This is a genomic window from Streptomyces sp. NBC_01298 (genome assembly GCF_035978755.1).
In the GTDB taxonomy this organism is placed as follows: Bacteria; Actinomycetota; Actinomycetes; order Streptomycetales; family Streptomycetaceae; genus Streptomyces.
Genome location: NZ_CP108414.1, coordinates 7,188,143 through 7,213,716, shown reverse-complemented (window position 1 = coordinate 7,213,716; position 25,574 = coordinate 7,188,143). Strand labels below are relative to the sequence as shown.

The window sequence follows — 25,574 nt, the reverse complement described above, 5'->3', positions numbered from 1 at the left end:
GCTCAGGCCAGGGCGAGCAGGTCCCGGTACTCCTCGCTCCAGAGGTCCTCCTCGGCATCCGGCAGCAGCAGGACCCGATCGGGACGCAGCGCGTCGAGTACGCCCTCGTCGTGGGTGACCATGACGATCGCGCCCGGATAGGTGTCCACGGCGGCCAGCACCTCGCCCCGGGAAGCGGGGTCGAGGTTGTTCGTCGGCTCGTCCAGCAGCAGTACGTTGGCGCCGCTGTGCACGAGTCCGGCCAGGGCCAGCCGGGTCTTTTCCCCTCCCGAGAGCACACCGGCCCGCTTGTCGGCGTCGTCGCCGGTGAAGAGGAACGCACCGAGCACCCGGCGCACTTCGCCCTCGCCGAGGTGGGGCGCCGCGGCGGCGAGGTTCTCCAGCACCGTGCGGTCCGGGCTCAGGGTGTCGTGCTCCTGGGCGAAGTACCCGATCCGTAGCCCGGGCCCGTGTACGACCCGGCCGCCGTCGGGCGCCTCCTGTCCGGCGAGCAGCCTCAGCAGCGTGGTCTTCCCCGCGCCGTTGAGTCCGAGGACCACCAACCGGCCGCCCCGGTCGACGGCGAGGTCCACCCCGGCCAGGACCGGGTGACCGTCGTACGACTTGGCCAGCCCGACCGCACCCAGCGGCGTGCGTCCGCACGGCGCGGGCTCGGGCAGCCGGATCCTGGCGGCCTTCTCCGTCCGGCGGACCGGCTCCAGCCCGGCCAGCAGGCGGTCGGCCCGCCGGGCCATGCTCCTGGCCACGACGGCCGTGGCCACCCGGGCCGTCATCCGGTCGGCCTGGGCGTGCAGGGCGGCCGCCTTGCGTTCGGCGTTCGCCCGCTCCCGGGCGCGCCGGCGCTCGTCGGCCTCCCGCTGTGCGAGATGGGCCTGCCAGCCGGTGTTGTACACCTCGACCGTGGTGCGGAGCGCGTCGAGGCGCAGGACCCGGTTGACGGTGTCGGCGAGCAGGGAGGTGTCGTGGCTGATCAGCACCAGGCCACTGCGGTGACCGGTCAGGAAGGCGCGCAGCCAGGCGACGGAGTCGGCGTCGAGGTGGTTGGTCGGCTCATCGAGCAGCAGGGTGCCCCGGTGTCCGCCGAAGAGGATGCGGGCCAGTTCCGCCCGCCGCCGCTGCCCGCCGGACAGCTCCCCCACGGGCCGGTCCATGACCCGGCCCGGCAGGCCGAGCCCGGCGGCCACCCGGGCCGCCTCCGCCTCCACCGCGTACCCACCGCGGGCCTGGAACTCCGCCTCGGCGCGCGCGTACGCGTCCATCGCCGCTCGCAAAGACCCCGGGCCGCCGCCCGCGGCCATGGCGGCCTCGGCCGCACGCAGTGCGCGTACGGAGCGGTCCAGACCCCGGGCGGACAGGATCCGGTCGGTGACGGTGACCGAGGAATCGGCGGCGCGGGAGTCCTGCGCCAGGTACCCGACGGGTGCGGTACGGGTGACGGTCCCGGCAGCGGGCTTCGCCGCCCCGGCCAGGACGTTCAGCAGGCTGGTCTTGCCGGCACCGTTGCGGCCCACCAGGCCGATGCGGTCACCGGGAGAGACGGTGAAGGAGATGTCGGACAGCAGCAGACGGGCGCCTGCGCGCACGTCTACACCACGAACAGTGATCATGGGATAACGCTCCGAGACAGCGGAAGGACACACGGGTGACGTGGGAGTGGGTCCTTGAGCTAGGAAACTCGGGGCGCAGACATGCCGACCAAACTAACGGAGAGCCCCCACGCCCCGCACGCCCTTTCCCCCGGAGGGGACCCGGGGCGCAGCCCCAAGCGGGCCCGGGGCGCAGCCCCAAGCGGGCCCGGGGCGCAGCCCCAAGCGGGCCCGGGGCGCAGCCCCAAGCGGGCCCGGGGCGCAGCCCCAAGCGGGCCCGGGGCGCAGCCCCGGGGAACGGGCGAAGGGTGGGTAGGGGACCTCCCCGCAGGGCCGGCCCGCCGCCCCGCGCAGCCCGGGGAACGGTTGAGGGGGTGCACCCCGGACGGATCCGGGATGCACCCCCTCGACGACACAGCGGCAGCGGCTATGCGCCGCGCAGTACCGCCCCCGTGCGCTCGCCCGCGAGGGCGACCGCCGCGTCGCGGGCCGCCGTGGACTCCTCGGCGGTCAGCGTGCGGTCGGCCGCGCGGAAGCGCAGCGCGTACGCGAGGGACTTCTTGCCCTCGCCGACCTGCTCACCCTCGAACACGTCGAACAGCCGCAGCGATTCGAGGAGTTCGCCCGCGCCCTTGTGCAGCGCGTCCTCGACGGCCGAAGCCGGCACGGACGCGTCCACGATCAGCGCGACGTCCTGGGTCGCCACCGGGAAGGAGGAGATCCGGGGCGCCTGGAGGGCCTCGCCGCCGGCCGCCGCGAGGCGGTCCAGGTCGAGCTCCATGGCGCTGGTGCGGGCCGGCAGGCCCATCGCCTTGACCACGCGCGGGTGCAGCTCACCGGCGTGGCCGATGACCGTCTCCACCCCGTCCAGGGTGACGAGCAGCTCGGCGCAGCGGCCCGGGTGCCAGGGGCCGTACTGGCCCTGGCGCACGACGAGCTCCGCACCGGCCTCGACGGCCAGCGAGCGCGCCGCCTGGACCGCGTCGGCCCAGTCGGCCGGACGGCCCTTGCCCCACCAGCCGGCCTGCTCGCGGGCCCCGGCCAGCACGACCGCGGCGTAGCGCGGCTGCGCGGGCAGGGCCGCGTTCAGGGTGGCGATCTCCTCGTCGGTGGGACGCCGGTCGACGCCGAGGCGTACGGCGACGCCCGGCTGAGCGGCGGCCCGGAAGACCGAGCCGGTCTCGAAGAGCGCGAGGTCGTGGCTGCCCCGGCTGTCGTTGCGGCGCAGCGCGCCGAGCAGACCCGGCAGCAGCGTGGTGCGCAGCGCCGGCTCCTCGTCGGAGATCGGGTTGACCAGCTTGACGACCTGGCGGGAGGCGTCGTGCGCGGACAGCTGGAGCTGGTCGAAGACGCCCTCCCCGATGAAGGGGTAGCTGAGCGCCTCGACGTAGCCCGCGCCGGCCAGCGCGCGGCCGACCCGGCGGTGCAGCTGCTGCCGGGCGGTCAGACCGCGGCCGGAGGGCACCTGCGGGAGGGTGGAGGGAAGGTTCCCGTAGCCCTCCAGCCGGATGACCTCCTCGGCGAGGTCGTTGGGCTCGGCGAGGTCGGGCCGCCACGAGGGCGTGGTGACGACGAGCTCGTCCTGGCCGTAGACGTCGCAGCCGACCTCCTGCAGGCGGCGTACGACGGTCTCCCGTCCGTAGTCCATGCCCGCGACCTTGTCGGGGTGGTCCGCGCTCATTGCGATGGTGCGCGGGGCGCCCGGGGCGGTGAGTTCGGTGACGCCGGCCTCGGCGGTGCCGCCCGCGAGCAGCACGAGCAGGTCGACGGTGCGCTGCGCGGCGGCGGCGGCGGCCTGCGGGTCCACGCCGCGCTCGAAGCGCTTGGACGCCTCGGAGGACAGCTTGAGCCGGCGGGCGGTGCGCGAGATCGACACGGAGTCGAAGTGCGCGGCCTCGACGACGACGTCCGTGGTGCCCGTGACCTGGCCGGTCTCGGGGTCGGTCACGGAGTCGGCGATCTCGGTGTTGGCTCCGCCCATGACACCGGCGAGCCCGATCGGGCCGCTGTTGTCGGTGATCACCAGGTCCTCGGAGTCGAGCGTGCGCTTGACCCCGTCCAGGGTGGTGAACTTCTCGCCCTGCTCGGCCCGGCGGACGCCGATGGCGCCGTCGATCCGCGAGCGGTCGTAGGCGTGCAGCGGCTGGCCGAGCTCGAGCATCACGTAGTTGGTGATGTCCACGGCGAGCGAGATCGGGCGCATGCCCGCCTTCTGGAGGCGGCGCGTGAGCCAGATCGGGGAGCGCGCCTCGGGGTCGAGGCCGGTCACCGTGCGCGCGGTGAAGCGGTCGCAGCCCTGCGGGTCGTCGATCTTGACGGCGTAGCCGTACGAGTTCGGCTGGGGCACGTCGAGCAGCGCCGGGTCGCGCAGCGGCAGACCGTACGCGGTGGCGGCCTCGCGGGCCACACCGCGCATCGACATGCAGTAGCCGCGGTCCGGGGTGATGTCGATGTCGAGGACCTCGTCGACCAGCTCCAGGAGCTTGATCGCGTCGGAGCCGACCTCGTGCTCGTGCGGCAGCACGATGATGCCGTGCGTGCCGTCGTCGCCCATGCCCAGCTCGTCGCCGGAGCAGATCATGCCGTGCGAGGTGCGGCCGTACGTCTCGCGCGCGGCGATCGCGAAGTCGCCGGGCAGCACCGCGCCGGGCAGCACCACGACGACCTTGTCGCCGACGGAGAAGTTCCGGGCGCCGCAGACGATCTCCTGCGGCAGGCCGGTGCCGTTTGCGGCGCCGACGTCGACCGTGCAGAAGCGGATCGGCTTGCGGAAGCCTTCGAGCTCCTCGATGGTCAGGACCTGGCCGACGACGAGCGGGCCCTTGAGCCCGCCGCCGAGCTGCTCGACGGTTTCGACCTCGAGGCCGGCGTCGACGAGCTTGTGGGCCACGTCGCGACCGGTTTCACCCGCGGGGAGGTCGACGTACTCCCGCAGCCAAGAAAGCGGGACGCGCATCAGATCTCACTCCCGAACGGCCGGGTGAAACGAACGTCACCCTCGACCATGTCTCGCATGTCTTCTACGTTGTGGCGGAACATCAGCATCCGCTCGATGCCGAAGCCGAAGGCGAACCCGCTGTACTTCTCCGGGTCCACGCCGCAGGCGGTGAGCACCTTCGGGTTGACCATGCCGCAGCCGCCGAGCTCGATCCAGCCCTCGCTGGAGCAGGTGCGGCACGGGCGGTCGGGGTTGCCCACCGATTCGCCGCGGCACACGTAGCACTGCATGTCCATCTCGGCGGACGGCTCGGTGAAGGGGAAGAAGTGCGGGCGCAGGCGCGTGGTGGTGCCCTCGCCGAACAGCTCCTGGACCATGTGGTCCATGGTGCCCTTGAGGTCCGCCATGGTCAGGCCCTCGTCCACGGCGAGCAGCTCGACCTGGTGGAAGACCGGGGTGTGCGTCGCGTCGAGCTCGTCGGTGCGGTACACCCGCCCCGGGCACACGATGTAGACGGGGGGCTTGCGCTCCAGCAGCGAGCGCGCCTGCACCGGGGAGGTGTGGGTGCGCAGCACGACGCCGGACTCGTCGCCCTCGGTGCCTTCCGGCCCCCGGACGAAGAAGGTGTCCTGCATCTGGCGCGCGGGGTGGTCGGGCGTGAAGTTGAGGGCGTCGAAGTTGAACCACTCCGCCTCGACCTCGGGGCCCTCCGCGACCTCGTACCCCATGGCCACGAAGATGTCCGCGATGCGGTCCATCAGCGTGGTCAGGGGGTGCCGGGCGCCGGCGGGCACACGGTCGTAGGGCAGCGTGACGTCCACCGCCTCCTCGACCAGCACCCGCTCGTCGCGCTCGGCTTCGAGCGCGACGGTGCGGGCCCCGAACGCCTTGTTCACGGCGCCGCGGGCCTGGCCCACGAGCTTGCCCGCGGTGGCCTTGGCCTGCGGGGGCAGCGCGCCGATCTCGCGGTTGGCGAGCGCCAGGGGCGAGCGGTCGCCCATGTGCGCGGTCTTCGCCTCGCGAAGCTCGTCGAGGTCGCCGGCGGCGGCGAAGGCGGCGAGCGCCTCGTCCCGCATGCGCTCGATCTCATCCGGTTTCAGTGCCTCGACCTCAACAGGGTCGTACGACTTGTTCGGTGCCGACATCTCTTCCCGTACTTCCGATGGCTGGCTGGTGGTCCCCCGCGCGACGCGCAGGACGCGCTCGGCACTAGGACACAAAGGTGCCAAAGGTCGAGTCTAAAGGTCGCTGGGGGTGAAGGGGCCCGTGGGCCGCCCGGCGAGACGCTCCGCAGGGCTACTGCGTGAGGTATGCCGGGGCGCCGACGGGCAGGATAAATCGGAACTCGGCGCCGCCGCCGGGTCCGCGGCCGACCGTGATGGTGCCGCCGTGGGCTTCCACGATGCCCTTGACGATGTACAGGCCCAGGCCGGTGCCGCCGCGCTTGCTGCCCCGCCAGAAACGGGTGAAGACGCGTTTCATCGACTCTTCGGGGATTCCGGGGCCCTCGTCGGTCACGGTGACGGCGGTTCCCTTCTCGGTCTTCCCCGCGGCGTTCGCGAAGCTGGTCGGCGTCACGTCGATGGTGACGGTTCCCTCGCCGTGGCGCACCGCATTTTCGAGCAGGTTGCCGAGGATCTGGTCGATCTTGTCCGGGTCCGCCCACAGGTCGGGCAGCGGTCGGCTCACACTGACGAGGAACCGCTCCGGGGCCTGTCCGTTCGCGGTGAGCGCCTGGACGTGGCGTCCCACGGCGGTGGAGATGTCCACCGGCTGGCGGCGCACCTCGAGGCGGCCCGAGTCGATGCGGGAGATGTCCAGGAGCTCGGTGATGAGCCGGGTGACGCGGTTCGCGTCGGCGTCCACGGTCTCCAGCATCAAGCGCTTCTGGTCGTCGGTGAACCGCTCCCACTTGGCGAGCAGCGTCGCCGTGAACCCCTTCACGGAGGTGAGCGGGGAGCGCAGCTCGTGCGCGACGGTGGCGATCAGCTCGGCGTGGCTGCGCTCGGTGCGCCGCCGGGCCTCGGTGCCGCGCAGGGTGACCACCAGCCGGCGCACCGGGCCCTTGGGGTGGGTGCGCACGTACCGGGCGGAGACGAGGACCTCACGGCCGCCGGGCAGCAGCAGGTTCCGCTCGGGCTGTCCGCGCCGGGTGACGAGGCCTCCGTAGGGGTCGGTCAGCGCCCACCAGCGGCGGCCTTCGAGGTCCTCCAGCGGGAGGGCGCGCTCGATCCCGTGTCCCAGGGCCTCGTCCGCCACGAGGGCGGTGATCCGGGCGGCGGCGGAGTTGAAGCAGATGACCCGGCCGGTGGCGTCGGCGATCACGAGCCCGTCGGGCAGGTCGTCGGGATCGATCCCGAGCGCGGCGTACTCACCGAGCCCGTCCGTGTCCCCGCCCTGGCTCGACGGCGCGGGCGCCGGCCGGGCGGCCCGCGGGGGCGCGGCGGGGGCTCCCTGGGGCTGCTGTACGGGCACCCGGGCGGCGGGCGCGGCCAGCTGGGACACGGTCGCCAGGACCGGTGCGCCGGCCGCCTTGGCGGCGCCTGGCGAGCTGTTCGTACCGACGGTCATGTCCCCGTACCCCACATCTCCGAGTACCACAGTGGGCCCCCCGGGCCGCCACATTACTAGCTGGGGGTCACGGAGCGGCACCCTCCGGGCGCCCGCTGTGCACGCGCGGAGGCGTACAGGCACACCGCGGCGGCCGTCGCGAGGTTCAGGCTCTCGGCCTTTCCGTGGATCGGGACCCGCACGACGGCGTCGGCGAGCGCCCTGGTCTCCTCGGGCAGGCCCCAGGCCTCGTTGCCGAAGATCCAGGCCGACGGGGTGCCCATGGTGCCCGCGTCGAGCTCGGCGTCGAGGTCGTCCGTGCCCGCCCCGTCGGCGGCGAGGATCCGTACGCCGGCCGCGCGCAGCCCCGCCACGGCCTGCTCCACGGGCACGCCGACGGCCACCGGGAGGTGGAAGAGGGAGCCCACGGAGGCGCGCACCGACTTGGGGTTGTACAGGTCCACGGAGGCGTCGGTCAGCACGACCGCGTCGGCTCCGGCGGCGTCCGCGCAGCGCAGCACCGTACCGGCGTTGCCGGGGTCGCGGACGTGCGCGAGGACGGCGACGAGCTTGGGCCGGGCCTTCAGGATCTCCTCGAACGGGGAGTCGAGGAAGTGGCAGACGCCGACCAGGCCCTGCGGGGTGACGGTCTGCGAGACCTCCGCGAGCACCTCGTCGGAGGCGTAGTGCACGCGGGCCCCGGCGGCGTACGCGGCGTCGACGATGTCGGCGTAGCGCTCGGCGGCCTCCACGGTCGCGAACAGCTCGATCAGCGTGGACTCGCCCCCGGCGCCGCGGTGTTCCACGGCCTCGCGCACGGCCTGCGGGCCCTCGGCGATGAAGCGGCGCTCCTTGGTACGGAAATTGCGTCGCGCCAGTCGCCTGGCGGCGGCCACCCGGGTGGACCGGGGGGAGATCAGCTCGGCGGGGGTGCCCATGGCGGTCGGCTCGCTTCCGTACGTACAGCGGGTGGCACTGGTGGGTCGACGCAACTGGTGGGTCAACGGAAAGGGTGGGTCAACGCACCGGACCCGCAGGCGCGAGGCCTGCGGGTCCGGGCAAGTTACTGCGGCCTTGAGGGCGTGCTGCTTAGGCAGCGACCTTCGGGGCGTTGACGTCGGCCGGGAGGGCCTTCTGCGCGACCTCGACCAGCGCGGCGAACGCGTTGGCGTCGTTGACGGCCAGCTCGGCGAGGATCTTGCGGTCCACCTCGATGTTGGCGGCGTTCAGACCCTGGATGAGGCGGTTGTACGTCATGCCGTTCTGGCGGGCAGCCGCGTTGATGCGCTGGATCCAGAGGCGACGGAAGTCGCCCTTGCGCTTCTTGCGGTCGTTGAAGTTGTAGACCAGGGAGTGGGTGACCTGCTCCTTGGCCTTGCGGTACAGGCGCGAACGCTGACCGCGGTAACCCTTCGCCGCCTCGAGGATTGCCCGACGCTTCTTGTGCGCGTTTACTGCCCGCTTGACGCGTGCCACTGTGTACTCCTTGTAGCGGGGCCGTGGAAGTGTTCACACGGCCCGAATTCGATGGGGTCCCGGTCTTGACGTGCTCCCGCTCCCGGAAGGGGAGCGGAGGACGTCACTTGCCGAGAAGCTTCTTGATCTTCTTGGCGTCGCCGGGGGCCATCTCCGCGGTGCCGGTCAGGCGGCGGGTGACACGGGACGACTTGTGCTCGAGCAGGTGGCGCTTGCCGGCGCGCTCGCGGAGCACCTTGCCGGAGCCGGTGATCTTGAAGCGCTTCTTGGTCCCGGAGTGCGTCTTGTTCTTCGGCATGGCGCCGTTATCTCCTCGTCGGTGGCGCCCCCACCGGCCCTGGTGGGGGCCGGCTCACGGGAGCGTCATGTTGTATCGGTGATCCGAGACGGGCTGCCTCGGAATCAGGCCTGGGCAGAGGCCTCGTCCGAGGCGGCTGCCTCGTCGGTGCCGGCCTCGGCCGCGTCGTCAGCCTCGGCCGCTTCGTCGGAAGCGTCCTCGGCGTCCACGTCCTCGGCTTCGAGTGCGGCGTTCTCGGCCTCGAGCGCGGCGTCGGCGGCCAGGGCCTCGTCACCACTCTCGTCGCCGTGCGCGACACCCTGGCGCTCTGCCTTGCGGGCGGCCTGCGCCTCGCGGGCTTCGGCCATCGCCTCGGTCTTCTTCTTGTGCGGACCGAGAACCATGATCATGTTTCGGCCGTCCTGCTTCGGGTTCGACTCGATGAACCCGAGGTCCTCGACGTCCGAAGCCAGACGCTGCAGCAGTCGGTAGCCGAGTTCCGGCCTGGACTGCTCGCGACCACGGAACATGATCGTGATCTTGACCTTGTCGCCCTGCTTGAGGAACCGAACGACGTGACCCTTCTTGGTGTCATAGTCGTGCGGGTCGATCTTCGGCCGGAGCTTCATTTCCTTGATGACCGTGTGCGCCTGATTCTTGCGCGCCTCACGGGCCTTCATGGCCGACTCGTACTTGAACTTGCCGTAGTCCATGAGCTTGCAGACCGGCGGGCGTGCGGACGCCGCGACCTCGACCAGGTCGAGGTCGTACTCCTGCGCGAGCTCGAGCGCCTTGGCAAGCGGCACGATGCCGACCTGCTCGCCACTCGGGCCGACGAGTCGTACCTCGGGAACGCGAATCCGGTCGTTGATGCGGGGCTCGGTGCTGATGGATCCTCCTCGGTAGCACCACACGGCTGCCTGGAGGACAGCCGCTGACGTTTTTCCGTCAGACCGACCGCGGCGGGACAAAGCAAAAAGCCCCGCCGGGCACAGACGAGGGCTCCAATACAACCGGAGCACCGTCGCGTGCGAACCGCGGGGCGCAAAATCGGGCAGCTTTCCATCGTCCGTACGGAACGATGGATACCACCTGACCGGTGACCCGCCTCCCGTGAGGGCGGCTGGGTGGGAGAATCGGAGCCTCCACTTGTGGGCCGGGCACATAAGTGTCCGGCCGGTCGAAGTACATACTAGCACCCGCGTTGCAAGCCCGCCGCACGGCATATCGTGGGGCACATGACTGACGCGACGCCCTCCGGTTCCCCCTCCGGATCCCCCGAATCCCCGGCCGCTCCCGACTACGACGACCTCACCCGCGACATCGCGGACGTGCCGGCCGTCGAGGTCATCACCACGGTGGCCGTCCACCTGCTCAGCGCGGCGGCGGTCAACCTGGGCCTGGACAAGCCGGACTCCGAGTACAAGGACCTCGACGAGGCCCGCAAGCTGATCACCGCCCTCGCCGGCCTGGTCACCGCGAGTGCCACCGAGATCAGCTCCTTCCACGCGGCCCCGCTGCGCGACGGACTGAAGTCCCTCCAACTGGCCTTCCGCGAGGCCTCGCTGGTGCAGGACGAGCCGGGTCAGGGCCCGGGCGAGAAGTTCACGGGTCCCGTGTACGCGTAGTCACGGAGTTCCGAAGGAAAGGGGCCCCGGCAGCCGCAAGCTGCCGGGGCCCCTTTCCGGCTTCCGGACTTCCGGACTTCCGGACTTCTCAGCGCGTGAAGAGCGGCTCGCCCGGCGGGACCGGGGCCCCTTCCGGGAGCAGTGCGAGATCCAGTCCGCCTACGAGGCGTGCGCGCAGGGTCTCGTCGGCCGCCAGGGCCTCGGCCACCCGGCGGGCCGCCGCCGCTGCCTGCGGACCGGCCGCCAGCACGATCGCCAGGGTTCCGTCGGCGTCCGCGCCGCCCGGGCCCAGGTGGGCGCCGAGCACGGCCGGCTCGGCGGTCACGACGGCCCGTACGGCCTCGCGCACGGCGGGGTCGGCGAGCGGGCCGGCGTCCGTGCGGCCCTCGGCGAGCGCGAGCAGCGCGGGGCCCGCGAGCTGGTACGGGACGGGTCCGGAGAGGTCCAGCACGATGGTGTCGGCCTTCTCGTGCGCGGCGGCGGCCAGCGCCTGGTGCAGCGGCACCGCCACCGGGCGGGCGGCCGGGTCCCACAGCGCCAGCGAGGCGATGGAGGTGAAGGCGGGCAGGGCCCGCCGGTCCCCCGCGCGCAGGGTCGGGACGGCCATGTCGCTGGTCTTCTCGCGCTTGAGCCCGGTCTCGGGGTCGGTCTCGACCTCACCGAGGACCGCGACGACGGGAACCAGCAGGCGGGCGTCCTTCAGGGCCGCCAGCACCTCCGGCTCCTTGGCTCTGTCCTCGGCCCAGGCGGCCAGGGCCGCGCCCAGCCGGGGGTCGGCCGAGCCGTCGTCGTCGGAGAAACCGGGGTCAGGGATGTTTTTGTTCGCCACAGTTCCCCGAGCCTATCCCGCCTCTCCCCGCGCCTATCCCGCGTCCGGGTCCCGCCGTCCGGCCCCGGGCCGCCGGGCCAGTACGCCGGCCGCCACGAGCAGGGCCAGTCCCGCGACCCCGCCCACCGGGACTCCGAAGCGGGCCCAGGGCCCGGGATCGGGCACCGGATCGGGGCCGGCGCCGAAGTAGGGCTTCACTGCCGCGACGGGTGCGGGGAGCACCGGTTCGGCGGCGATCCCGTCGGCGGCCTGGAGCGCGGCGGCCGGGTCCACCAGGCCGAAGCCGCGGGAGTCGTCGCGGCCGCCGGGCGGGGGGTCGGAGGCGGTGTCCTCCAGCAGGTTCTTGATCTGTGCCGGGGACAGGTCGGGGTGGGCCGCCTTGACGAGGGCGACGGAGCCGGAGACGAAGGCCGCGGCGGCACTGGTACCCCAGGCCTCGCCGTATCCGAGGACCGGGTCGGCGACGGCCACTTTGATGCCCGGGGCGCTGACGGTGGCGTACCAGTTGCGGGTGGAGAACTTCGCCTTCTTGTTCTCGCGGTTGACGGCCGTGACGGCGATGACCCCGGGGTAGGCGGCCGGGTAGGAGATGCGGTCCCCCTTGTTGCCGCCGTTGCCGGCCGAGGCGACCACCACCACGCCCTTGGCGAGGGCGTACTGGACGGCCTCGTCCTCGGTGGCGTCGTGGTGGGCGTCCCTGCTGTCGTCGCCGAGCGAGAGGTTGATCACGTCCGCGCCGTGGTCGGCGGCCCAGCGGATGCCCTCGGCGAGGGCGCCGCCCTTGCTCGCGCGGGCCTTCTCCCGGCCCGGGTCCGTCTCCTCCAGGATCACCCGAACCGGAAGGATCTTGGCCTGCGGGGCGATGCCGATGACGCCGCCGCGCCACTGGGAGCCGTGGCCCTTCCCGGCGATGATCCCCGCCATCGCGGTGCCGTGCCTGGCCCAGGTCTGGTCCCCGCGCACCGCCCCCATGCCGACGAGGTCTATGCCGTCCAGGACCTGGCCCGCCAGGTCGGGGTGGCTCGGGTCGACCCCGGTGTCGAGGACGGCCACGGTGACCCCCTCGCCCTTGGTCGTGCCCCAGGCCTCCTCGGTGCGCAGGGCCAACAGCGGCCACTGGCTGTCGCGGACGGAGTCCGCGGCGGCCGGCGGCGCCGCGGTGACGGCGAACAGGGCCCCGAGGGCGAGGGCGGCCGGGAGCGGGGTGCGAGGGGTCATCGGGAGGCCTCCGGGGCCGCCGACGGCGTCTGCGGCGTTTGCTGTGTCCGCGGCGTCCCCGGCTCCGGCGAGGTCCGCGGGGCCGGCAGGCCCGACGCGGAGGCCGCGAGGGTGCGCACGGTGCCTTCCATCAGGTCGGCGAGGGCCTGGGCCTCGTGGCCGAGTCCGGCCTCGGCCACCCGGCCCTTGGCGTCCTCGGCCATCTTGTCCTCGGCCGGGCTCGGGGCGCCGAGGCGGCGGCCGTCGGCGAAGGCGGAGACGGAGTAGACGACGACCGGGGCCCCGGGGACGACGGAGGCCGCCCAGGCCGCGCGGCGGTTGTCGGGGAATCCGTAGCCGGCCGGGGCGACGGTCAGGCGGTCGCGCAGGGCGTCCATGGCGGTGGCGTCGGCGGGGGTGAAGACCATGCCGACGGTGACGAGGGAGCTGCGGGTGGCGTCGGTGTAGGTGGCGCGGAGCACGCGGGTGCACCCGGTCCCGGCGAACAGGGCCTGCCAGTCGGCGGCGAGCGCGTCGGAACAGCCCGCGTCGGCGGGGGCGGTGATACGGGTCCACGTGCGGTCGGCGCCGCCCGGCCCGGCGTCCTGGCCGTCGAGGAGGGGCGGGAACAGGCTGTCGGCGGGTGCGCTGTGCCAGAGGGACGCGGCTTTGCGGTACGCGGCCGCGGGGTCGACCGGCCGGTGCGCGTCCCGGTAATCGGAAACGGCCTTGTAGCCGGCCGCACCGGTGAGACCGAGGCCGAGGAGGCCGCACAGGGCGGCGGCGAAGACCTTCCCGGGGCGCCGCCGTGGCGGCACCGAGGCGTGGTCGGGCGCGGTCTGGACCCCGCCGTGCGGTGTGGACGTGCTCATCCGGCGGCTCAGCCCCCCGATTCCGTCGGCTGCCTGCCCTCACTTTACGCGTCCGCGAGTGCCGGAACGCCGACCGGGGAGGAGCGGTGGTACGCAAATGCGAACAACCGCCTGCAGATCCGGAAGGGGCGTCCGGATGTCGAGACCGAGATGTGACCGCAGGGCCTTCCCGGGCTCCTGACCTGCCCCGGCGTCCCGCGGTCTCCCCGAACCCCCTACCCACGGGTACAACCGTCTGGCAGGCTGCCGCCCATGAACTCCCCCGCCGCCGACCGGGCCCGTTACGACCGGGCCACCGCCCATCTCGACGCTCCGCTCGCCCTCGTGGATCTGGAGGCGTTCGACGCGAACGCCGACGACCTCGTGCGTCGCGCGGGCGGGAAGCCGGTCCGGGTGGCGAGCAAGTCCGTACGGTGCCGTGCGCTGCTCGAACGGGTCCTCGCGCGGCCCGGATTCGCCGGAATCATGTCCTACACCCTCGCCGAATCGATCTGGCTGGCGCGTTCGGGCTTCGAGGACGTCCTGCTCGCCTACCCGTCCGCCGACCGGGCCGGCTTCGCCGAGCTCGCCGCCGATCCGAAGCTGGCCGGCGCGGTCACCGTGATGGTCGACGACCTCGCGCAGCTGGAGCTCGTGGACCGGGCCCGCGACGGGGGCACCCAGGAGATCCGGGTCTGCCTGGAACTGGACACCGCCCTGCAGCTCTTCGGCGGCAGGGTCCGCGTCGGCGCCCGCCGCTCCCCGCTGCGCGAGCCCGCCCAGCTCGCGGAGCTGGCCCGCGCGGTGAGCGCCCGGCCCGGCTTCCGGGTGGTCGGGGTGATGGGCTACGAGGGCCATGTGGCCGGGGTCGGCGACGCGCTCGCGGGGCGCCCGCTGAGGTCGCGCGCCATCCGGCTGATGCAGGGCGCCGCCCGCAAGGAGCTGGCCGCCCGCCGGGCCGAGGCCGTACGGGCCGTGCGCGCGGTGGTGCCCGACCTGGAGTTCGTCAACGGCGGCGGGACCGGCAGCGTGCAGCAGACCGCCGCCGAGGACGCCGTCACGGAGATCGCCGCCGGGTCGGGGCTCTACGTACCGCGGCTCTTCGACAACTACACCTCGTTCAGCGGCCGCCCGGCGGCGCTCTTCGCCCAGCCCGTGGTCCGGCGGCCCGGGGTCGGGGTGGTCACGGTGCTCGGCGGCGGGTACCCGGCCTCCGGCGCGCCCGGCCCGGACCGGCTGCCGGTCCCGTACCTCCCCGAAGGGCTGCGCTACGACCCGCAGGAGGGGGCCGGCGAGGTGCAGAGCCCGCTGCTCGGCAGCCCGGCCGACGATCTCCTGATCGGCGACCGGGTCTGGTTCCGGCACGCGAAGGCCGGTGAGCTGTGCGAGCGCTTCGACACCCTGCACCTGGTCGAGGGCGACCGGGTGACGGCCACCGCCCCGACCTACCGGGGCGAGGGCCGCACCTTCCTCTAGCCGCGCCTTTAGTCGCGCCTTCCTCTAGAAGACGGAGTCCGTCTGGTCCGGGATGACGCTGGTGTCACCCCGGAGCACGGGCCCCGGGGTGCCGTCGCGGCCGGTGAAGCCGGTGGTCGCGCACGGGTACGGCGTGGCCTTCTGCTTCTTGGGCTGGATGAACATCGGGTTCACGATCCACTTGCCGTCACTGTTGTCGTAGGCGCGGCACATCAGCTCGTTCTTGTTGCGGTTCACGACCAGGCGCAGCGCGGTCGCGTCCCGCAGGAACGAGATGTCGGTGTCGGAGTCGCCCGCCGCGAACACCTGGCGGCGGGAGGCCGGCTGGACCTCCTCGGCCGCGGCGCCGCGGACCCCGAAGATCTCCTTGTTGATCCAGCAGCGCTTGCCGTCGATGTACGTGATCATCGTGTCGGCGCCGTCCGCGACGGACCCGCAGCCCTGCAGGTGGGAGGTGAACTTCCCGCCGTACGTGGTGGTGTTGCGGATGCCGATGACGTGCCGGGCGTCGATGCCCACGCCCTCGGCCCACACCTCGACGACCGGCTGCGGCGAGGCCGAGCTGATCCAGACGTCGAAGCCGGCCTTCCGCAGGGCGCCGATGAGTTCCTTCTGCTGGTCGTAGTAGCGCACCCAGCCGGTGGCGGTGGTGGAGCCGACCTGCTGCTTGGCGTCGACCGGGGCCGCCAGGTTCTCGGCCCGCGCGGCGGCCGTGAACCCGCGGATCTCGCGCGCGGTCCAGCCCCGCATGAGCTGCGGCAGCCAGGCGTAGGCGGGCTCGGTCGTACGGCGGTCCCAGCCGGCGAAGGCGGGGGCGGCCGCGCGGGTGGCGGCGGTGCCGTAGACGGCGTTGATCTCGTCGGCGCAGCCGACGCCCTCGGGGGTGCCGGTGGGCAGCGGGGCTCCGGGCTTCGCCAGGGCGCCGCAGGCATCGGCCAGGGCCTGGGCGGCGGCCGGGGTCAGGAAGCGGCTGGTGCTCGTCCAGTCGCCCCCGGCGGGCTGGCGGATCTTGCCGTTGCGCAGCAGCCAGAACATCTGCGCGTCGCCCACGTCGTTCTTGACGACGGTGTTGTCCCAGTCGAAGACCGCGACGGGCTTGTTCCGGCTGGGCCGGTACGGGTTGCAGGTGCCGTAGTCGTCGATGAGCTGCTGCAGCCGGGCCTGGTTGCCCGCATACCACTCGGCCTTGAGCTGAGGAGCGGTGCAGTGGAGGGCGCCGGGGCGGTCCGCCTGGGCGGCGGGTGCGGCGGCCACCAGGGTGCCGGCGGCTATCGCGACGGCGGCGCCGACGGCCGGGAGCCGTCGCACGGAACTGGGTCGGGTCACTGAGGTGGGTTCTCCTGGTTCACAGAAAGATCGTCGCGGACGGTGGAGCACGACAGCCGGGCGTCGTGCGACGCCCGGCTGTCGGGTGGGTGGTGGGGAGGCGACCGTTTGGAGGGCCCGCCGGCGAAGTCGGTTAAAGGGGGGTGACGTACGCGCCGGAGATCCCGCCGTCGACCAGGAAGTCGGTGGCGTTGATGAAGGAGGAGTCGTCGCTCGCGAGGAAGGCGACGGCGGCGGCGATCTCGGTGGGCTCGGCGAACCGGCCCAGCGGAATGTGCACGATCCGGCGGGCCGCGCGCTCCGGGTCCTTGGCGAACAGCTCCTGCAGGAGCGGGGTGTTGACGGGACCCGGGCAGAGCGCGTTGACGCGGATGCCCTCGCGGGCGAACTGCACGCCGAGCTCGCGGGACATCGCCAGCACGCCGCCCTTGGAGGCGGTGTAGGAGATCTGCGAGGTGGCGGCGCCCATCCGGGCCACGAAGGAGGCGGTGTTGATGATGGAGCCCCGGCCCTGGCGCCGCATGTAGGGCAGGGCCGCCTTGCAGCAGAGGTAGACGGAGGTGAGGTTGACGTCCTGGACCCGCTTCCAGGCCTCCAGGCCGGTGGTGAGGATCGAGTCGTCGTCCGGGGGCGAGATGCCGGCGTTGTTGAAGGCGATGTCCACGGAGCCGTAGGTGTCGAAGGCGGTCTTGAACAGGGCCTCGACCTCCTCCGGGCTGGTGACGTCAACCTTGACGAAGGTGCCGCCGACCTCCTCGGCGGCGGCCTTGCCCGCGGTCTCGTCGATGTCCCCGCAGACCACGTTGGCGCCTTCGGAGGCCAGCCGGCGGGCGGTGGCGAGGCCGATGCCGCTGCCGGCTCCGGTGATGACGGCGGTGCGCCCGACCAGTCGGCGGCAGACGATCTCTTCGGTGGACTCAGTGCTCATGCTGTTCAGGCCTCCGTGCTGATGAAGACGTTCTTGGTCTCGGTGAAAGCGGTGAGGGAGTCGGGTCCGAGCTCGCGCCCGAGTCCCGACTGCTTGTAGCCGCCGAAGGGGGTCCAGTAGCGGACGCTGCTGTGGGAGTTGACCGACAGGTTGCCCGCGGCGACGGCGCGCGAGACGCGCAGCGCGCGGCCCACGTCGCGGGTCCACAGGGAGCCGGCGAGGCCGTAGTCGGTGGCGTTGGCCAGCCGTACGGCGTCCTCCTCGTCCTCGAAGGGCAGGACGACGGCGACCGGTCCGAAGACCTCCTCGGTGGCGATGGCGGCGGTGGGGTCGACGCCGGTGACGAGGGTCGGGGGGTACCAGAAGCCCGGGCCCTCGGGGGCGGTGCCGCGGACGGCGGTGAGGTCATCGGTGACGTAGGACCGTACGCGCTCCAGCTGCACCCGCGAGATCAGCGGCCCGATCTGCGTGTTCTCGTCGTACGGGTCCCCGACGACGACTTTCTCGACGGCGGGGGCGAGCAGCTCCATGAACCGGTCGTACGCGGAGCGCTGTACGAGGATCCGCGTGCGGGCGCAGCAGTCCTGCCCGGTGTTGTCCAGGAAGGACATCGGGGCCGAGGCCGCCGCCGCTTCCAGGTCGGCGTCGGCGAAGACGATGTTGGGGTTCTTGCCGCCGAGTTCGAGGGTGAGGCGCTTCACCCGGTCGGCGCACTTGGCCATGATCCGCTTGCCGATCCGGGTGGAGCCGGTGAACACGATCTTGGCCACCCCCGGATGCTCGACGAGGGCGTCGCCCGCCACCTCGCCCCGGCCGGGCAGCACCTGGAACAGGTGCTCGGGGAGTCCGGCCTCCAGGGCGAGTTCGGCGAGGCGCAGCGCGGTGAGCGGGGTGGTCTCGGCGGGCTTGAGGATGACCGCGTTGCCCGCGGCCAGCGCCGGGGCCAGGCCCCAGGCGGCGATCGGCATGGGGAAGTTCCACGGCGCGATCACGCCGATGACGCCGAGGGGTTCGAGGAAGGTGACGTCGATGCCGCCGGCGACGGGGATCTGGCGGCCGGAGAGCCGTTCCACTCCCCCGGCGGCGAAGTCGAGCACGTCGCGGACGTTGCCGGCTTCCCAGCGGGCGTTTCCGATGGTGTGGCCCGCCTCCCGGACCTCCAGCAGCGCCAGTTCCTCGACGTGCCCGTCGACGACCGCGGCGAAGCGGCGCAGCAGCCTGGCCCGGTCGGCGGGCGCGGCCGCCGCCCAGGCCCGCTGGGCCGCGGTGGCCCGTACGACGGCGGCGTCGACGTCGTCCCGTGTGGCGGCCGGGACGACGGCGACGAGTTCCTCGGTGGCCGGATTCAAGACTTCCAGCGCATCGGACACGTGGTGGCCTTTCAGACGTTCGGGTGCGGGGCGTGCGGTGGATCCGGTAATGCGGTGTGCGGGGACCGGGGACGGCCGCGGTCCTAGGGCGTGCCGGGCGTCGCGAGCAGGCGGGACTTTGCCGACACGCCTTAGAGGCGTTCGAAGGAGCGGCGCAGTTCCCAGTCGGTCACGGCGGAGTCGTAGGCGTCCAGCTCGACGCGGGCCATGTTCCGGTAGTGGGCGACGACCTCCGGGCCGAAGGCGGCCTTGGCGATCTCGCTGTTCTCCCAGAGCTCGGCGGCCTCGCGCAAGGTGGTCGGGACGTGCGCGAAGTCGGCCGTGTAGGCGTTTCCGGCGCAGGCCTCGGGCAGCTCCAGGCGGTTCTCGATGCCGTAGAGCCCGGCCGCGATCAGGCCGGAGACGGCGAGGTAGGGGTTGACGTCGCCGCCGGGCAGGCGGTTCTCGAAGCGCATGGAGCGGCCGTGGCCGACCACTCGGAGCGCGCAGGTCCGGTTGTCCACGCCCCAGGCGACGGCGGTCGGCGCGAAGGATCCCGGCCGGAAACGCTTGTAGGAGTTGATGTTGGGGGCGTAGAGAAGGGAGAAGTCGCGCAGCGCGGCGAGCTGGCCGGCCAGGAAGTGGCGCATCACGGGTGACATACCGCCGTGGTCGTGCGCGTCCGGCCCCTCACCGGCCATCGCGTTGCGTCCGTCGGCGTCGGAGAGGGAGAGGTGGATGTGACAGGAGTTCCCCTCGCGCTCGTCGTACTTGGCCATGAACGTGAGCGAGACGCCCTCCTGGGCGGCGATCTCCTTGGCCCCCGTCTTGTAGACGGAGTGCTGGTCACAGGTGGTCAGCGCCTCGTCGTAGCGGAAGGCGATCTCGTGCTGGCCGAGGTTGCACTCGCCCTTGGCCGACTCCACGACCAGGCCGGCGGCCTGCATCTCGTTGCGGATGCGGCGCAGCAGGGGCTCGATCCTGCCGGTCCCGAGGACGGAGTAGTCGATGTTGTACTGGTTGGCGGGGGTCAGGCCGCGATAGTTGGAGTTCCAGGCCTGCTCGTAGGTGTCCTGGAAGACCATGAACTCCAGCTCGGTGCCCACCATCGCGGTGTACCCGAGTTCGCCGAGACGCTCCATCTGGCGGCGCAGGATCTGCCGGGGCGCGGCGACCACGGGCGAGCCGTCGTTCCAGGCGAGGTCGGCGAGGAGGAAGGCGCTGCCCGGGTTCCAGGGGATCCGGCGCAGGGTGGCGAGGTCGGGGTGCATGGCGAAGTCGCCGTAGCCCCGGTCCCAGGAGGACATCTCGTATCCGTCGACGGTGTTCATGTCCGTGTCGACGGCGAGGAGGTAGTTGCAGCCCTCGGTGCCGTGCTGGAGGACCTCGTCGAGGAAGAACTGTGCGGCGAACCGCTTGCCCTGGAGGCGCCCCTGCATGTCGGGGAAGGCCAGGACCACTGTGTCGATTTCACCGCTGGCGACGAGGACGCGGAGTTCCTCGGTCGAAAGCGGCGGCTTGCGGTCTACCACGGGATTCTCTCCTTCGGTGAGCCGAGGAGGCCTAAGGTATTGAATAGAACCATTGCTTGGGAAGGGGAGGAGGCGAGATGACCGATACGGCGAGCGAGGACGAGGCCGCGCGACGGCTCAATCCGGTACTGCGACAGGTGCGGGCGGGCAACGGATTCGAGGAGGCGCTGGAGCAGATCCTCCAGGTGGTCCGGCTCGGGCTGGTACCGGGCGGGGAACGGCTCCCGCCGGAGCGCGAGTTGGCCGAGCGGATGGGGATCAGCCGGGTGACGCTCCGCGAGGTGCTGAAGGTGCTCCAGGACCAGGGCCTGGTGGAGGCCCGACGCGGACGGTACGGCGGAACGTTTGTCCTGCCGCGCCCCGACACGCCGGCCGGGGGCACCGAGGAGGAGCTGCGGCGCCGGGTCGCGGGCGTGGACATCGAGGACGTCCTGCGCTTCCGCGAGGTCCTGGAGGTGGGCGCGGCCGGCCTGTGCGCCTCCCAGGGGCTGTCCGAGCGGGACACCGACCGGCTGCTCGCCGCCCTGACCGCCACCCACGACGCCCCGCTGCCCGACTACCGCCGCCAGGACACGCTCTTCCACCTCACCCTGTGCGAACTCGCCGGATCCGCCACCCTGACGGCCCAGTACGCGGCCGTCCGGGCCACCGTGAACGACCTGCTGGACTGCATTCCGCTGCTGGTGCGCAACCTGGAGCACTCGCAGCAGCAGCACAGCACCCTGGTGGAGGCGGTCCTGGACCGCGACCCGGCGGCGGCCCGCGAGGTGATGCGCGAGCACTGCTGCGGCACGGCGGCGCTGCTGCGGGGGTTCCTGACCTGATCCGGCCCCACCGAACCCATCGAACCCATCGGACCCGCCGGACCCACCGGACCCGCCGAACCCACCGAACCCACCCGTCCACCCCGGCCGAGAGGCATTCGTAACCCCCGTTTAACGCAGGGGTCTTGCGCCCGCCACGCCCGAGCGGCAAAGGTACGCCCCACAACCATTGCCCTAGGCAGGAGCGCACATGGCCGACGACACCGGCGCACGGCTGGCAGCCGTGCCCGAACAGACCCCGTCCCCCGAGAACGGCACCGACGGCTACCTGGAGCGCCGCACCCTGCGCCGCGGCAGCGCCGGCTGGCTGCTGCTGACCGGTCTCGGCGTCGCGTACGTGGTCTCCGGCGACTTCTCCGGCTGGAACATCGGCCTCGCGCAGGGCGGTTTCGGCGGCCTCGCCATCGCCACCGTCCTGATGGGCGCGATGTACGCGTGCCTGGTCTACTCCCTCGCCGAGCTGTCGGCGATCCTGCCCACCGCGGGCGGCGGCTACGGATTCGCCCGCCGGGCGCTCGGCACCTGGGGCGGCTTCCTCACCGGCACCGCGATCCTCATCGAGTACATCCTCGCCCCGGCCGCCATCGCCATCTTCATCGGCGACTACGTGGAGTCCCTCAACCTCTTCGGCCTCACCTCGGGCTGGCCCGTCTACCTCGCCTGCTTCGTCGTCTTCATAGGCATCCACCTGTGGGGCGTGGGCGAAGCCCTCAGCTTCTCCCTGATCGTCACCGCCATCGCCGTGATCGCGCTGGTCGTCTTCGCCGTCGGCGCCTTCACCCAGTTCGACCCCGCCAACCTCGACGACATCGCCGTCGACACCACCGCCGCCGGCGCGAGCTCCTGGCTCCCGCTGGGCATCCTCGGCATCTGGGCCGCCTTCCCCTTCGGCATGTGGTTCTTCCTCGGCGTCGAGGGCGTGCCGCTGGCCGCCGAGGAGGCCAAGGACCCGGTCCGCTCGGTACCGCGCGCCCTGTCGATCTCGATGGGCATCCTGGTCCTCCTGGCCCTGGTCACCTTCCTCGCCTCGACCGGCGCCCGCGGAGCCGACGCCATCAAGGACGCGGGCAACCCGCTGGTCGTCGCCCTGGAGGGCGACCCGGGCCTGTCCTGGCTGAAGACCTTCGTCAACTACGCGGGCCTGGCCGGGCTGGTGGCCTCCTTCTTCTCCCTCATCTACGCCGGCTCCCGCCAGCTGTTCGCCCTGTCCCGGGCGGGCTACCTCCCGCGCTTCCTGTCCCTGACCTCGAAGCGCAAGGCCCCGTACCTGGGCCTGCTCATCCCCGGCGCCATCGGCTTCGCCCTGGCCGCCGCCACCGGCAACGGCCCGCGCATGCTGAACATGGCGGTGTTCGGCGCGACCATCTCGTACGCCCTGATGGCCCTCTCCCACATCGTGCTGCGGCGCCGCGAGCCCGGCCTGGAGCGCCCGTACCGCACGCCGGGCGGCATCGTGACCTCCACCGTGGCCTTCGTCCTGGCCCTCTCGGCCCTGGTCGCCACCTTCCTGGTGGACAAGGACGCGGCATTCATCGCCCTGGCCGTGTACGCCGTCGCCCTCGCCTACTTCGCGTTCTACAGTCGCCACCACCTGGTGGCCTCCGCTCCGGAGGAGGAGTTCGCGGCACTGGCGGAAGCCGAGGCCGAGCTCTCCCGCGACTGATCCACCCTTCCCCTCCCGGAGGTACTCCCGTGCCCAGGCCGCTCATCGGCATCACCACCTACGTCGAGCAATCCACCCGCTACGGGGTGTGGGACGTCCCGACCGCCCTCATCCCCACCGGGTACTACGAGCTCATCCAGGCCTCGGGCGGCACCGCCGTCCTGCTCCCGCCGGACGAACCGGAGGCGGCGGCGGAGGTGCTGAGCCGACTGGACGGCCTGGTCATCGCGGGCGGCCCCGACGTGGACCCGGTCCGGTACGGGGCCGCGCGCGATCCCCGCACCGGACCGGCCGCGACCCAGCGCGACACGTGGGAACTCTCCCTGATCTCCGCGGCCCTGGCCTCGGGCACGCCGCTGCTCGGCATCTGCCGGGGCATGCAGGCGCTGAACGTGGCCCTGGGCGGCACCCTGATCCAGCACATCGACGGCCACGTACGGAGCCCCGGGGTGGTCTCCTGGCACCCGGTCACCCCGGTCCCCGGGACCCTGTACGCGGCCCTGGTCCCGGAGGTGTCAGAGGTCCCCACCTACCACCACCAGGCCGTGGACCGCCTGGGCCGCGGCCTGATCGCCTCCTCCCACGCCGCGGACGGCACGGTGGAATCCATCGAACTCCCCGGCGCCCCCTGGACCCTGGGCGTCCAATGGCACCCGGAACTCGACAAGGACACCCGCGTCATGTCAGCCCTGATCACAGCGGCACTTCAGCCGTCCGGCGTTTGAGGACCGGGGTCCGGGGCGGAGCCCCAGGAGGCCAGCCCGTCCGGCGCTTGAGGACCGGGGTCCGGGGCGGAGCCCCAGGAGGTCCGGGCGCAGCCCGGCACCCCTCCAGCCCGTCCGGCGCTTGAGGACCGGGGTCCGGGCAGAGCCCGGGGAACGGGCGAAGAGCGGGTAGGGGAACTCCGCCCGCGCAGCGGCAAGGGGCGCCGCAGGGTTGCCCCGCGCCGGGGTCAGCGCCGGGTCAGCGCCAGCAGATCCCGCGCGGGCCCCGCCGGCCGGGCCCCCGCGGGCCACACCGCGCGGAGCTCCCGCTCCAGCCCCGCTCCGAGCACCGGCACGGACACCAGCCGCCGCCCCGCCATCTCGTCCCCGACCGCCAGTTCCGACAGCACGCACGGCCCGGCCCCGCTCACCGCCGCCGCCTTCACCGCGGTGGTGGAGGCCAGTTCCAGCAGCGGCTCCGCCAGCCCCCCGCACCCGGCCAGCGCCGCGTCCAGGACCTGCCGGGTCCCCGACCCCCGCTCCCGCAGGATCAGCGGGGTCGCCGCCAGCTCCGCCGGCTCCACCCCGCGCGTGCGCCGGGCCCAGGGGTGCCCGGGGGCCACCGCCACCACGAGGCGGTCCTGCGCGATGACCACCGAGTCCAGTCCCTCCGGCACGCTCAGCCCCTCCACGAAGCCGAGGTCCGCCTCGTGCGCGAGCACCCGTTCCGCCACCACCGCCGAGTTCCCCGCGTGCAGCGACACCGCCGTGTCGGGCCGCTGCCCGCGCAGCGCGATCAGCCAGCCGGGCAACAGGTACTCCGCGATGGTCATGCTGGCGGCGACCCGCAGCCGGGAGTCGCGGCGGCCCCGTAGCGCCTGCGCGCCCGCGTCGAAGGCCTCGGCCGCCTCCACCACCCGCCGGGCCCAGTCCGTGACCAGCGCGCCCTCCGCGGTCAGCGTCGACCCGCGCGGGGAGCGGTCCACCAGCGCGACCCCGAGCCGGGTCTCCATCGCCCGGATCCGGCTGCTGGCGGCGGGCTGGGTGATCCCGAGCCGCCGCGCGGCGGCGCTCAGGCTGCCCATGCGCGCGACCGCGAGCAGCAGTTCCATGGCTCCCAGGTCCGGGACCCGGTGCGCCAGCGGAAGCTGCCCCTCGACCCACTCCTCATGACCGCGCCCATTACCCATAACTTCAGTTTATGCCCTCATAGGAAGACACCCTCTGCCGTCCGGCCCCGCCCGGCGGGACGCTGGATCCATGGCCACCACCCTCGTACGCCCCGCTCCCACCACCTCCGGGACCAGCGGAGCCCTCCAGACCACAGCCCACAAGGCTCCCTCCCTGCGGCACCTCGGCCCGAACTGGTACGCCTCCGTCATGGGCACGGCGATCATCGCCAATGCCGGCGCGACCCTCCCGTACCAGCTGCCCGGCCAGCGCGTGGTCTGCCAGATCTTCTGGGTGCTGGCCGCCACCGCCCTCGCGGTCCTGCTGACCGCCCGCGCCGGCCACTGGCTCCACCACCGCGACCAGGCCCGCGCCCACCTGCTGGACCCCGCCGTGGCCCCCTTCTACGGCTGCCTCTCGATGGCCCTGCTGGCCGTCGGCGGAGGCGCGCTCATCGTCGGCAAGGACCTCATCGGGGTCCCCGCCGCCGTGGCCGTGGACACGTTCCTGTTCACCGCCGGCACCGCGATAGGCCTCCTCGCGGCCGTCGCCGTCCCCTACCTGATGGTGGTCCGCCACAAGGTCGAGGCCCACCAGGCCACCCCCGTCTGGCTGCTCCCGGTGGTCGCCCCCATGGTCTCCGCGGCGCTCGGCCCCCTGCTCATCCCCCACCTCCCCGCCGGCCAGGCCCGCGAGGCCATGCTGCTCGGCTGCTACGCGATGTTCGGCCTCAGCCTGCTCGCCACCCTGCTGCTGCTCCCCCTGATCTTCGGCCGGCTGATCTTCCACGGCCCCCTCCCCCTGCTCCTCACCCCGACCCTGTTCCTGGTCCTGGGCCCCCTCGGCCAGTCCACCACCGCGGTCAACTCCCTCGCGGACATGGCGCCCCGGTCGATGGCGGGCCAGTACTCGGGCGCCCTCTCCGCCTTCGCGGTCGTCTACGGGGTCCCCGTGATGGGATTCGCGCTGCTGTGGCTGGCGCTGGCCGCGGCGATGCTGCTGCGGGCCGCCCGGGGCGGCATGGGGTTCGCCATGACCTGGTGGGCGCTGACCTTCCCCGTCGGCACCTGCGTCACCGGAGCCGCCGGACTGGCCCGGCACACCGGTCTCGCCGCCTTCTCCTGGCTGGCCGCGGCCCTCTTCCTGGCCCTGCTGACCGCCTGGCTCCTGGCCGCCGCGAACACCCTGCGCGGCCTCGCGACCGGCCGCCTGCTGGCAGCGCCCCGCTAGGCCGTCGCTGTCGGATCTTGCCGGGCCGGCGGCGCCGGCA

General features: G+C 72.7%; 22 protein-coding genes. 6 read left to right on the top strand and 16 right to left on the bottom strand.

The genetic code is table 11. The features are described from left to right. Nucleotides 1–2 precede the first annotated feature (2 nt). The 8 genes from OG730_RS32765 to infC form a co-directional block, all read right to left on the bottom strand. Nucleotides 3–1,607: an ABC-F family ATP-binding cassette domain-containing protein gene (locus OG730_RS32765; RefSeq protein ID WP_327307610.1), complete on the bottom strand. Its 1,605-nt coding sequence runs from the start codon at nt 1,605–1,607 to the stop codon at nt 3–5. A gap of 406 nt (nt 1,608–2,013) precedes the next feature. Next, complete coding sequence (gene pheT, locus OG730_RS32760) at nt 2,014–4,542, bottom strand: phenylalanine--tRNA ligase subunit beta (protein WP_327307609.1); 2,529 nt, start codon at nt 4,540–4,542, stop codon at nt 2,014–2,016. Continuing rightward, nucleotides 4,542–5,669 (bottom strand): phenylalanine--tRNA ligase subunit alpha, encoded by a 1,128-nt coding sequence (pheS, locus tag OG730_RS32755; protein ID WP_327307608.1) that lies wholly within the window; start codon nt 5,667–5,669, stop codon nt 4,542–4,544. Before pheS ends, pheT begins: the two co-directional genes overlap by 1 nt. Before the next feature lie 151 nt (nt 5,670–5,820). Continuing rightward, complete coding sequence (locus OG730_RS32750) at nt 5,821–7,095, bottom strand: sensor histidine kinase (protein WP_327307607.1); 1,275 nt, start codon at nt 7,093–7,095, stop codon at nt 5,821–5,823. 56 nt (nt 7,096–7,151) lie between these two features. After that, the gene (locus tag OG730_RS32745) at nt 7,152–8,012 is read right to left on the bottom strand and encodes a TrmH family RNA methyltransferase (protein WP_327307606.1); all 861 of its coding nucleotides are present in this window, start codon (nt 8,010–8,012) and stop codon (nt 7,152–7,154) included. Nucleotides 8,013–8,163: 151 nt separating this feature from the next. Further along, a complete protein-coding gene (rplT, locus tag OG730_RS32740) occupies nt 8,164–8,550 on the bottom strand; it encodes a 50S ribosomal protein L20 (RefSeq protein ID WP_214948116.1) in 387 nt (128 codons plus the stop codon). Nucleotides 8,551–8,653: 103 nt separating this feature from the next. Then, nucleotides 8,654–8,848, bottom strand: a complete 195-nt coding sequence (rpmI, locus tag OG730_RS32735; protein ID WP_215021864.1) for a 50S ribosomal protein L35 — start codon at nt 8,846–8,848, stop codon at nt 8,654–8,656. Between the two features lie 104 nt (nt 8,849–8,952). Further along, entirely contained in the window at nt 8,953–9,741 is a 789-nt protein-coding gene (gene infC / locus OG730_RS32730) for a translation initiation factor IF-3 (RefSeq protein ID WP_327309525.1), read from the bottom strand. A 324-nt stretch (nt 9,742–10,065) separates the two neighbouring features. Between infC and OG730_RS32725 the strand changes: the two genes are divergently transcribed. Then, the gene (locus tag OG730_RS32725) at nt 10,066–10,455 is read left to right on the top strand and encodes a DUF1844 domain-containing protein (RefSeq protein ID WP_327307605.1); all 390 of its coding nucleotides are present in this window, start codon (nt 10,066–10,068) and stop codon (nt 10,453–10,455) included. Nucleotides 10,456–10,543: 88 nt separating this feature from the next. Here the strand turns inward: OG730_RS32725 and OG730_RS32720 are convergent, their stop codons facing one another. The 3 genes from OG730_RS32720 to OG730_RS32710 are packed head-to-tail and all read right to left on the bottom strand — an operon-like array spanning nt 10,544 to nt 13,353. Continuing rightward, entirely contained in the window at nt 10,544–11,284 is a 741-nt protein-coding gene (locus OG730_RS32720) for an SseB family protein (RefSeq protein WP_327307604.1), read from the bottom strand. Between the two features lie 33 nt (nt 11,285–11,317). After that, nucleotides 11,318–12,502 carry a type VII secretion-associated serine protease mycosin gene (gene mycP / locus OG730_RS32715; RefSeq protein WP_327307603.1) on the bottom strand — a complete coding sequence of 395 codons (1,185 nt, stop codon included), beginning with the start codon at nt 12,500–12,502 and terminating at the stop codon, nt 11,318–11,320. Beyond that, the gene (locus OG730_RS32710) at nt 12,499–13,353 is read right to left on the bottom strand and encodes a hypothetical protein (RefSeq protein WP_327307602.1); all 855 of its coding nucleotides are present in this window, start codon (nt 13,351–13,353) and stop codon (nt 12,499–12,501) included. Before OG730_RS32710 ends, mycP begins: the two co-directional genes overlap by 4 nt. A 252-nt stretch (nt 13,354–13,605) precedes the next feature. Here OG730_RS32710 and OG730_RS32705 point away from each other — a divergent pair, with 252 nt between their 5' ends. After that, nucleotides 13,606–14,808: an amino acid deaminase/aldolase gene (locus OG730_RS32705; RefSeq protein ID WP_327307601.1), complete on the top strand. Its 1,203-nt coding sequence runs from the start codon at nt 13,606–13,608 to the stop codon at nt 14,806–14,808. A gap of 24 nt (nt 14,809–14,832) precedes the next feature. On the opposite strand, the gene OG730_RS32700 is transcribed toward OG730_RS32705, so the two are convergent. The 4 genes from OG730_RS32700 to OG730_RS32685 form a co-directional block, all read right to left on the bottom strand. Further along, the gene (locus OG730_RS32700) at nt 14,833–16,134 is read right to left on the bottom strand and encodes a haloacid dehalogenase-like hydrolase (RefSeq protein WP_327307600.1); all 1,302 of its coding nucleotides are present in this window, start codon (nt 16,132–16,134) and stop codon (nt 14,833–14,835) included. 133 nt (nt 16,135–16,267) lie between these two features. Continuing rightward, a complete protein-coding gene (locus tag OG730_RS32695; protein ID WP_327307599.1) occupies nt 16,268–17,062 on the bottom strand; it encodes a 3-oxoacyl-ACP reductase in 795 nt (264 codons plus the stop codon). 5 nt (nt 17,063–17,067) lie between these two features. Further along, entirely contained in the window at nt 17,068–18,432 is a 1,365-nt protein-coding gene (locus OG730_RS32690) for an aldehyde dehydrogenase family protein (RefSeq protein WP_327307598.1), read from the bottom strand. Nucleotides 18,433–18,563: 131 nt separating this feature from the next. After that, the gene (locus tag OG730_RS32685) at nt 18,564–19,943 is read right to left on the bottom strand and encodes a glutamine synthetase family protein (protein ID WP_327307597.1); all 1,380 of its coding nucleotides are present in this window, start codon (nt 19,941–19,943) and stop codon (nt 18,564–18,566) included. A 77-nt stretch (nt 19,944–20,020) separates the two neighbouring features. Here OG730_RS32685 and OG730_RS32680 point away from each other — a divergent pair, with 77 nt between their 5' ends. The 3 genes from OG730_RS32680 (at nt 20,021) to OG730_RS32670 (ending at nt 23,155) form a co-directional block, all read left to right on the top strand. Beyond that, nucleotides 20,021–20,767, top strand: coding sequence for a FadR/GntR family transcriptional regulator (locus OG730_RS32680; RefSeq protein ID WP_327307596.1), 747 nt, complete (start codon nt 20,021–20,023; stop codon nt 20,765–20,767). A gap of 190 nt (nt 20,768–20,957) precedes the next feature. Beyond that, nucleotides 20,958–22,430, top strand: coding sequence for an ethanolamine permease (gene eat / locus OG730_RS32675; RefSeq protein WP_327307595.1), 1,473 nt, complete (start codon nt 20,958–20,960; stop codon nt 22,428–22,430). A 29-nt stretch (nt 22,431–22,459) separates the two neighbouring features. Then, nucleotides 22,460–23,155: a gamma-glutamyl-gamma-aminobutyrate hydrolase family protein gene (locus OG730_RS32670; protein ID WP_327307594.1), complete on the top strand. Its 696-nt coding sequence runs from the start codon at nt 22,460–22,462 to the stop codon at nt 23,153–23,155. Between the two features lie 227 nt (nt 23,156–23,382). On the opposite strand, the gene OG730_RS32665 is transcribed toward OG730_RS32670, so the two are convergent. After that, nucleotides 23,383–24,324, bottom strand: a complete 942-nt coding sequence (locus OG730_RS32665; protein ID WP_327307593.1) for a LysR family transcriptional regulator — start codon at nt 24,322–24,324, stop codon at nt 23,383–23,385. Between the two features lie 70 nt (nt 24,325–24,394). Between OG730_RS32665 and OG730_RS32660 the strand changes: the two genes are divergently transcribed. Further along, nucleotides 24,395–25,534 (top strand): TDT family transporter, encoded by a 1,140-nt coding sequence (locus OG730_RS32660; protein WP_327307592.1) that lies wholly within the window; start codon nt 24,395–24,397, stop codon nt 25,532–25,534. Nucleotides 25,535–25,574: the final 40 nt, after the last annotated feature.

What these genes read in the sequence shown, in the direction of transcription:
- OG730_RS32765 (WP_327307610.1), bottom strand. Translation starts at nt 1,607, where the DNA reads ATGATCACTGTTCGTGGTGTAGACGTGCGCGCAGGCGCCCGTCTGCTG.
- pheT (WP_327307609.1), bottom strand. Translation starts at nt 4,542, where the DNA reads ATGCGCGTCCCGCTTTCTTGGCTGCGGGAGTACGTCGACCTCCCCGCG.
- pheS (WP_327307608.1), bottom strand. Translation starts at nt 5,669, where the DNA reads ATGTCGGCACCGAACAAGTCGTACGACCCTGTTGAGGTCGAGGCACTG.
- OG730_RS32750 (WP_327307607.1), bottom strand. Translation starts at nt 7,095, where the DNA reads ATGACCGTCGGTACGAACAGCTCGCCAGGCGCCGCCAAGGCGGCCGGC.
- OG730_RS32745 (WP_327307606.1), bottom strand. Translation starts at nt 8,012, where the DNA reads ATGGGCACCCCCGCCGAGCTGATCTCCCCCCGGTCCACCCGGGTGGCC.
- rpmI (WP_215021864.1), bottom strand. Translation starts at nt 8,848, where the DNA reads ATGCCGAAGAACAAGACGCACTCCGGGACCAAGAAGCGCTTCAAGATC.
- OG730_RS32725 (WP_327307605.1), top strand. Translation starts at nt 10,066, where the DNA reads ATGACTGACGCGACGCCCTCCGGTTCCCCCTCCGGATCCCCCGAATCC.
- mycP (WP_327307603.1), bottom strand. Translation starts at nt 12,502, where the DNA reads ATGACCCCTCGCACCCCGCTCCCGGCCGCCCTCGCCCTCGGGGCCCTG.
- OG730_RS32710 (WP_327307602.1), bottom strand. Translation starts at nt 13,353, where the DNA reads ATGAGCACGTCCACACCGCACGGCGGGGTCCAGACCGCGCCCGACCAC.
- OG730_RS32705 (WP_327307601.1), top strand. Translation starts at nt 13,606, where the DNA reads ATGAACTCCCCCGCCGCCGACCGGGCCCGTTACGACCGGGCCACCGCC.
- OG730_RS32695 (WP_327307599.1), bottom strand. Translation starts at nt 17,062, where the DNA reads ATGAGCACTGAGTCCACCGAAGAGATCGTCTGCCGCCGACTGGTCGGG.
- OG730_RS32680 (WP_327307596.1), top strand. Translation starts at nt 20,021, where the DNA reads ATGACCGATACGGCGAGCGAGGACGAGGCCGCGCGACGGCTCAATCCG.
- eat (WP_327307595.1), top strand. Translation starts at nt 20,958, where the DNA reads ATGGCCGACGACACCGGCGCACGGCTGGCAGCCGTGCCCGAACAGACC.
- OG730_RS32665 (WP_327307593.1), bottom strand. Translation starts at nt 24,324, where the DNA reads ATGGGTAATGGGCGCGGTCATGAGGAGTGGGTCGAGGGGCAGCTTCCG.
- OG730_RS32660 (WP_327307592.1), top strand. Translation starts at nt 24,395, where the DNA reads ATGGCCACCACCCTCGTACGCCCCGCTCCCACCACCTCCGGGACCAGC.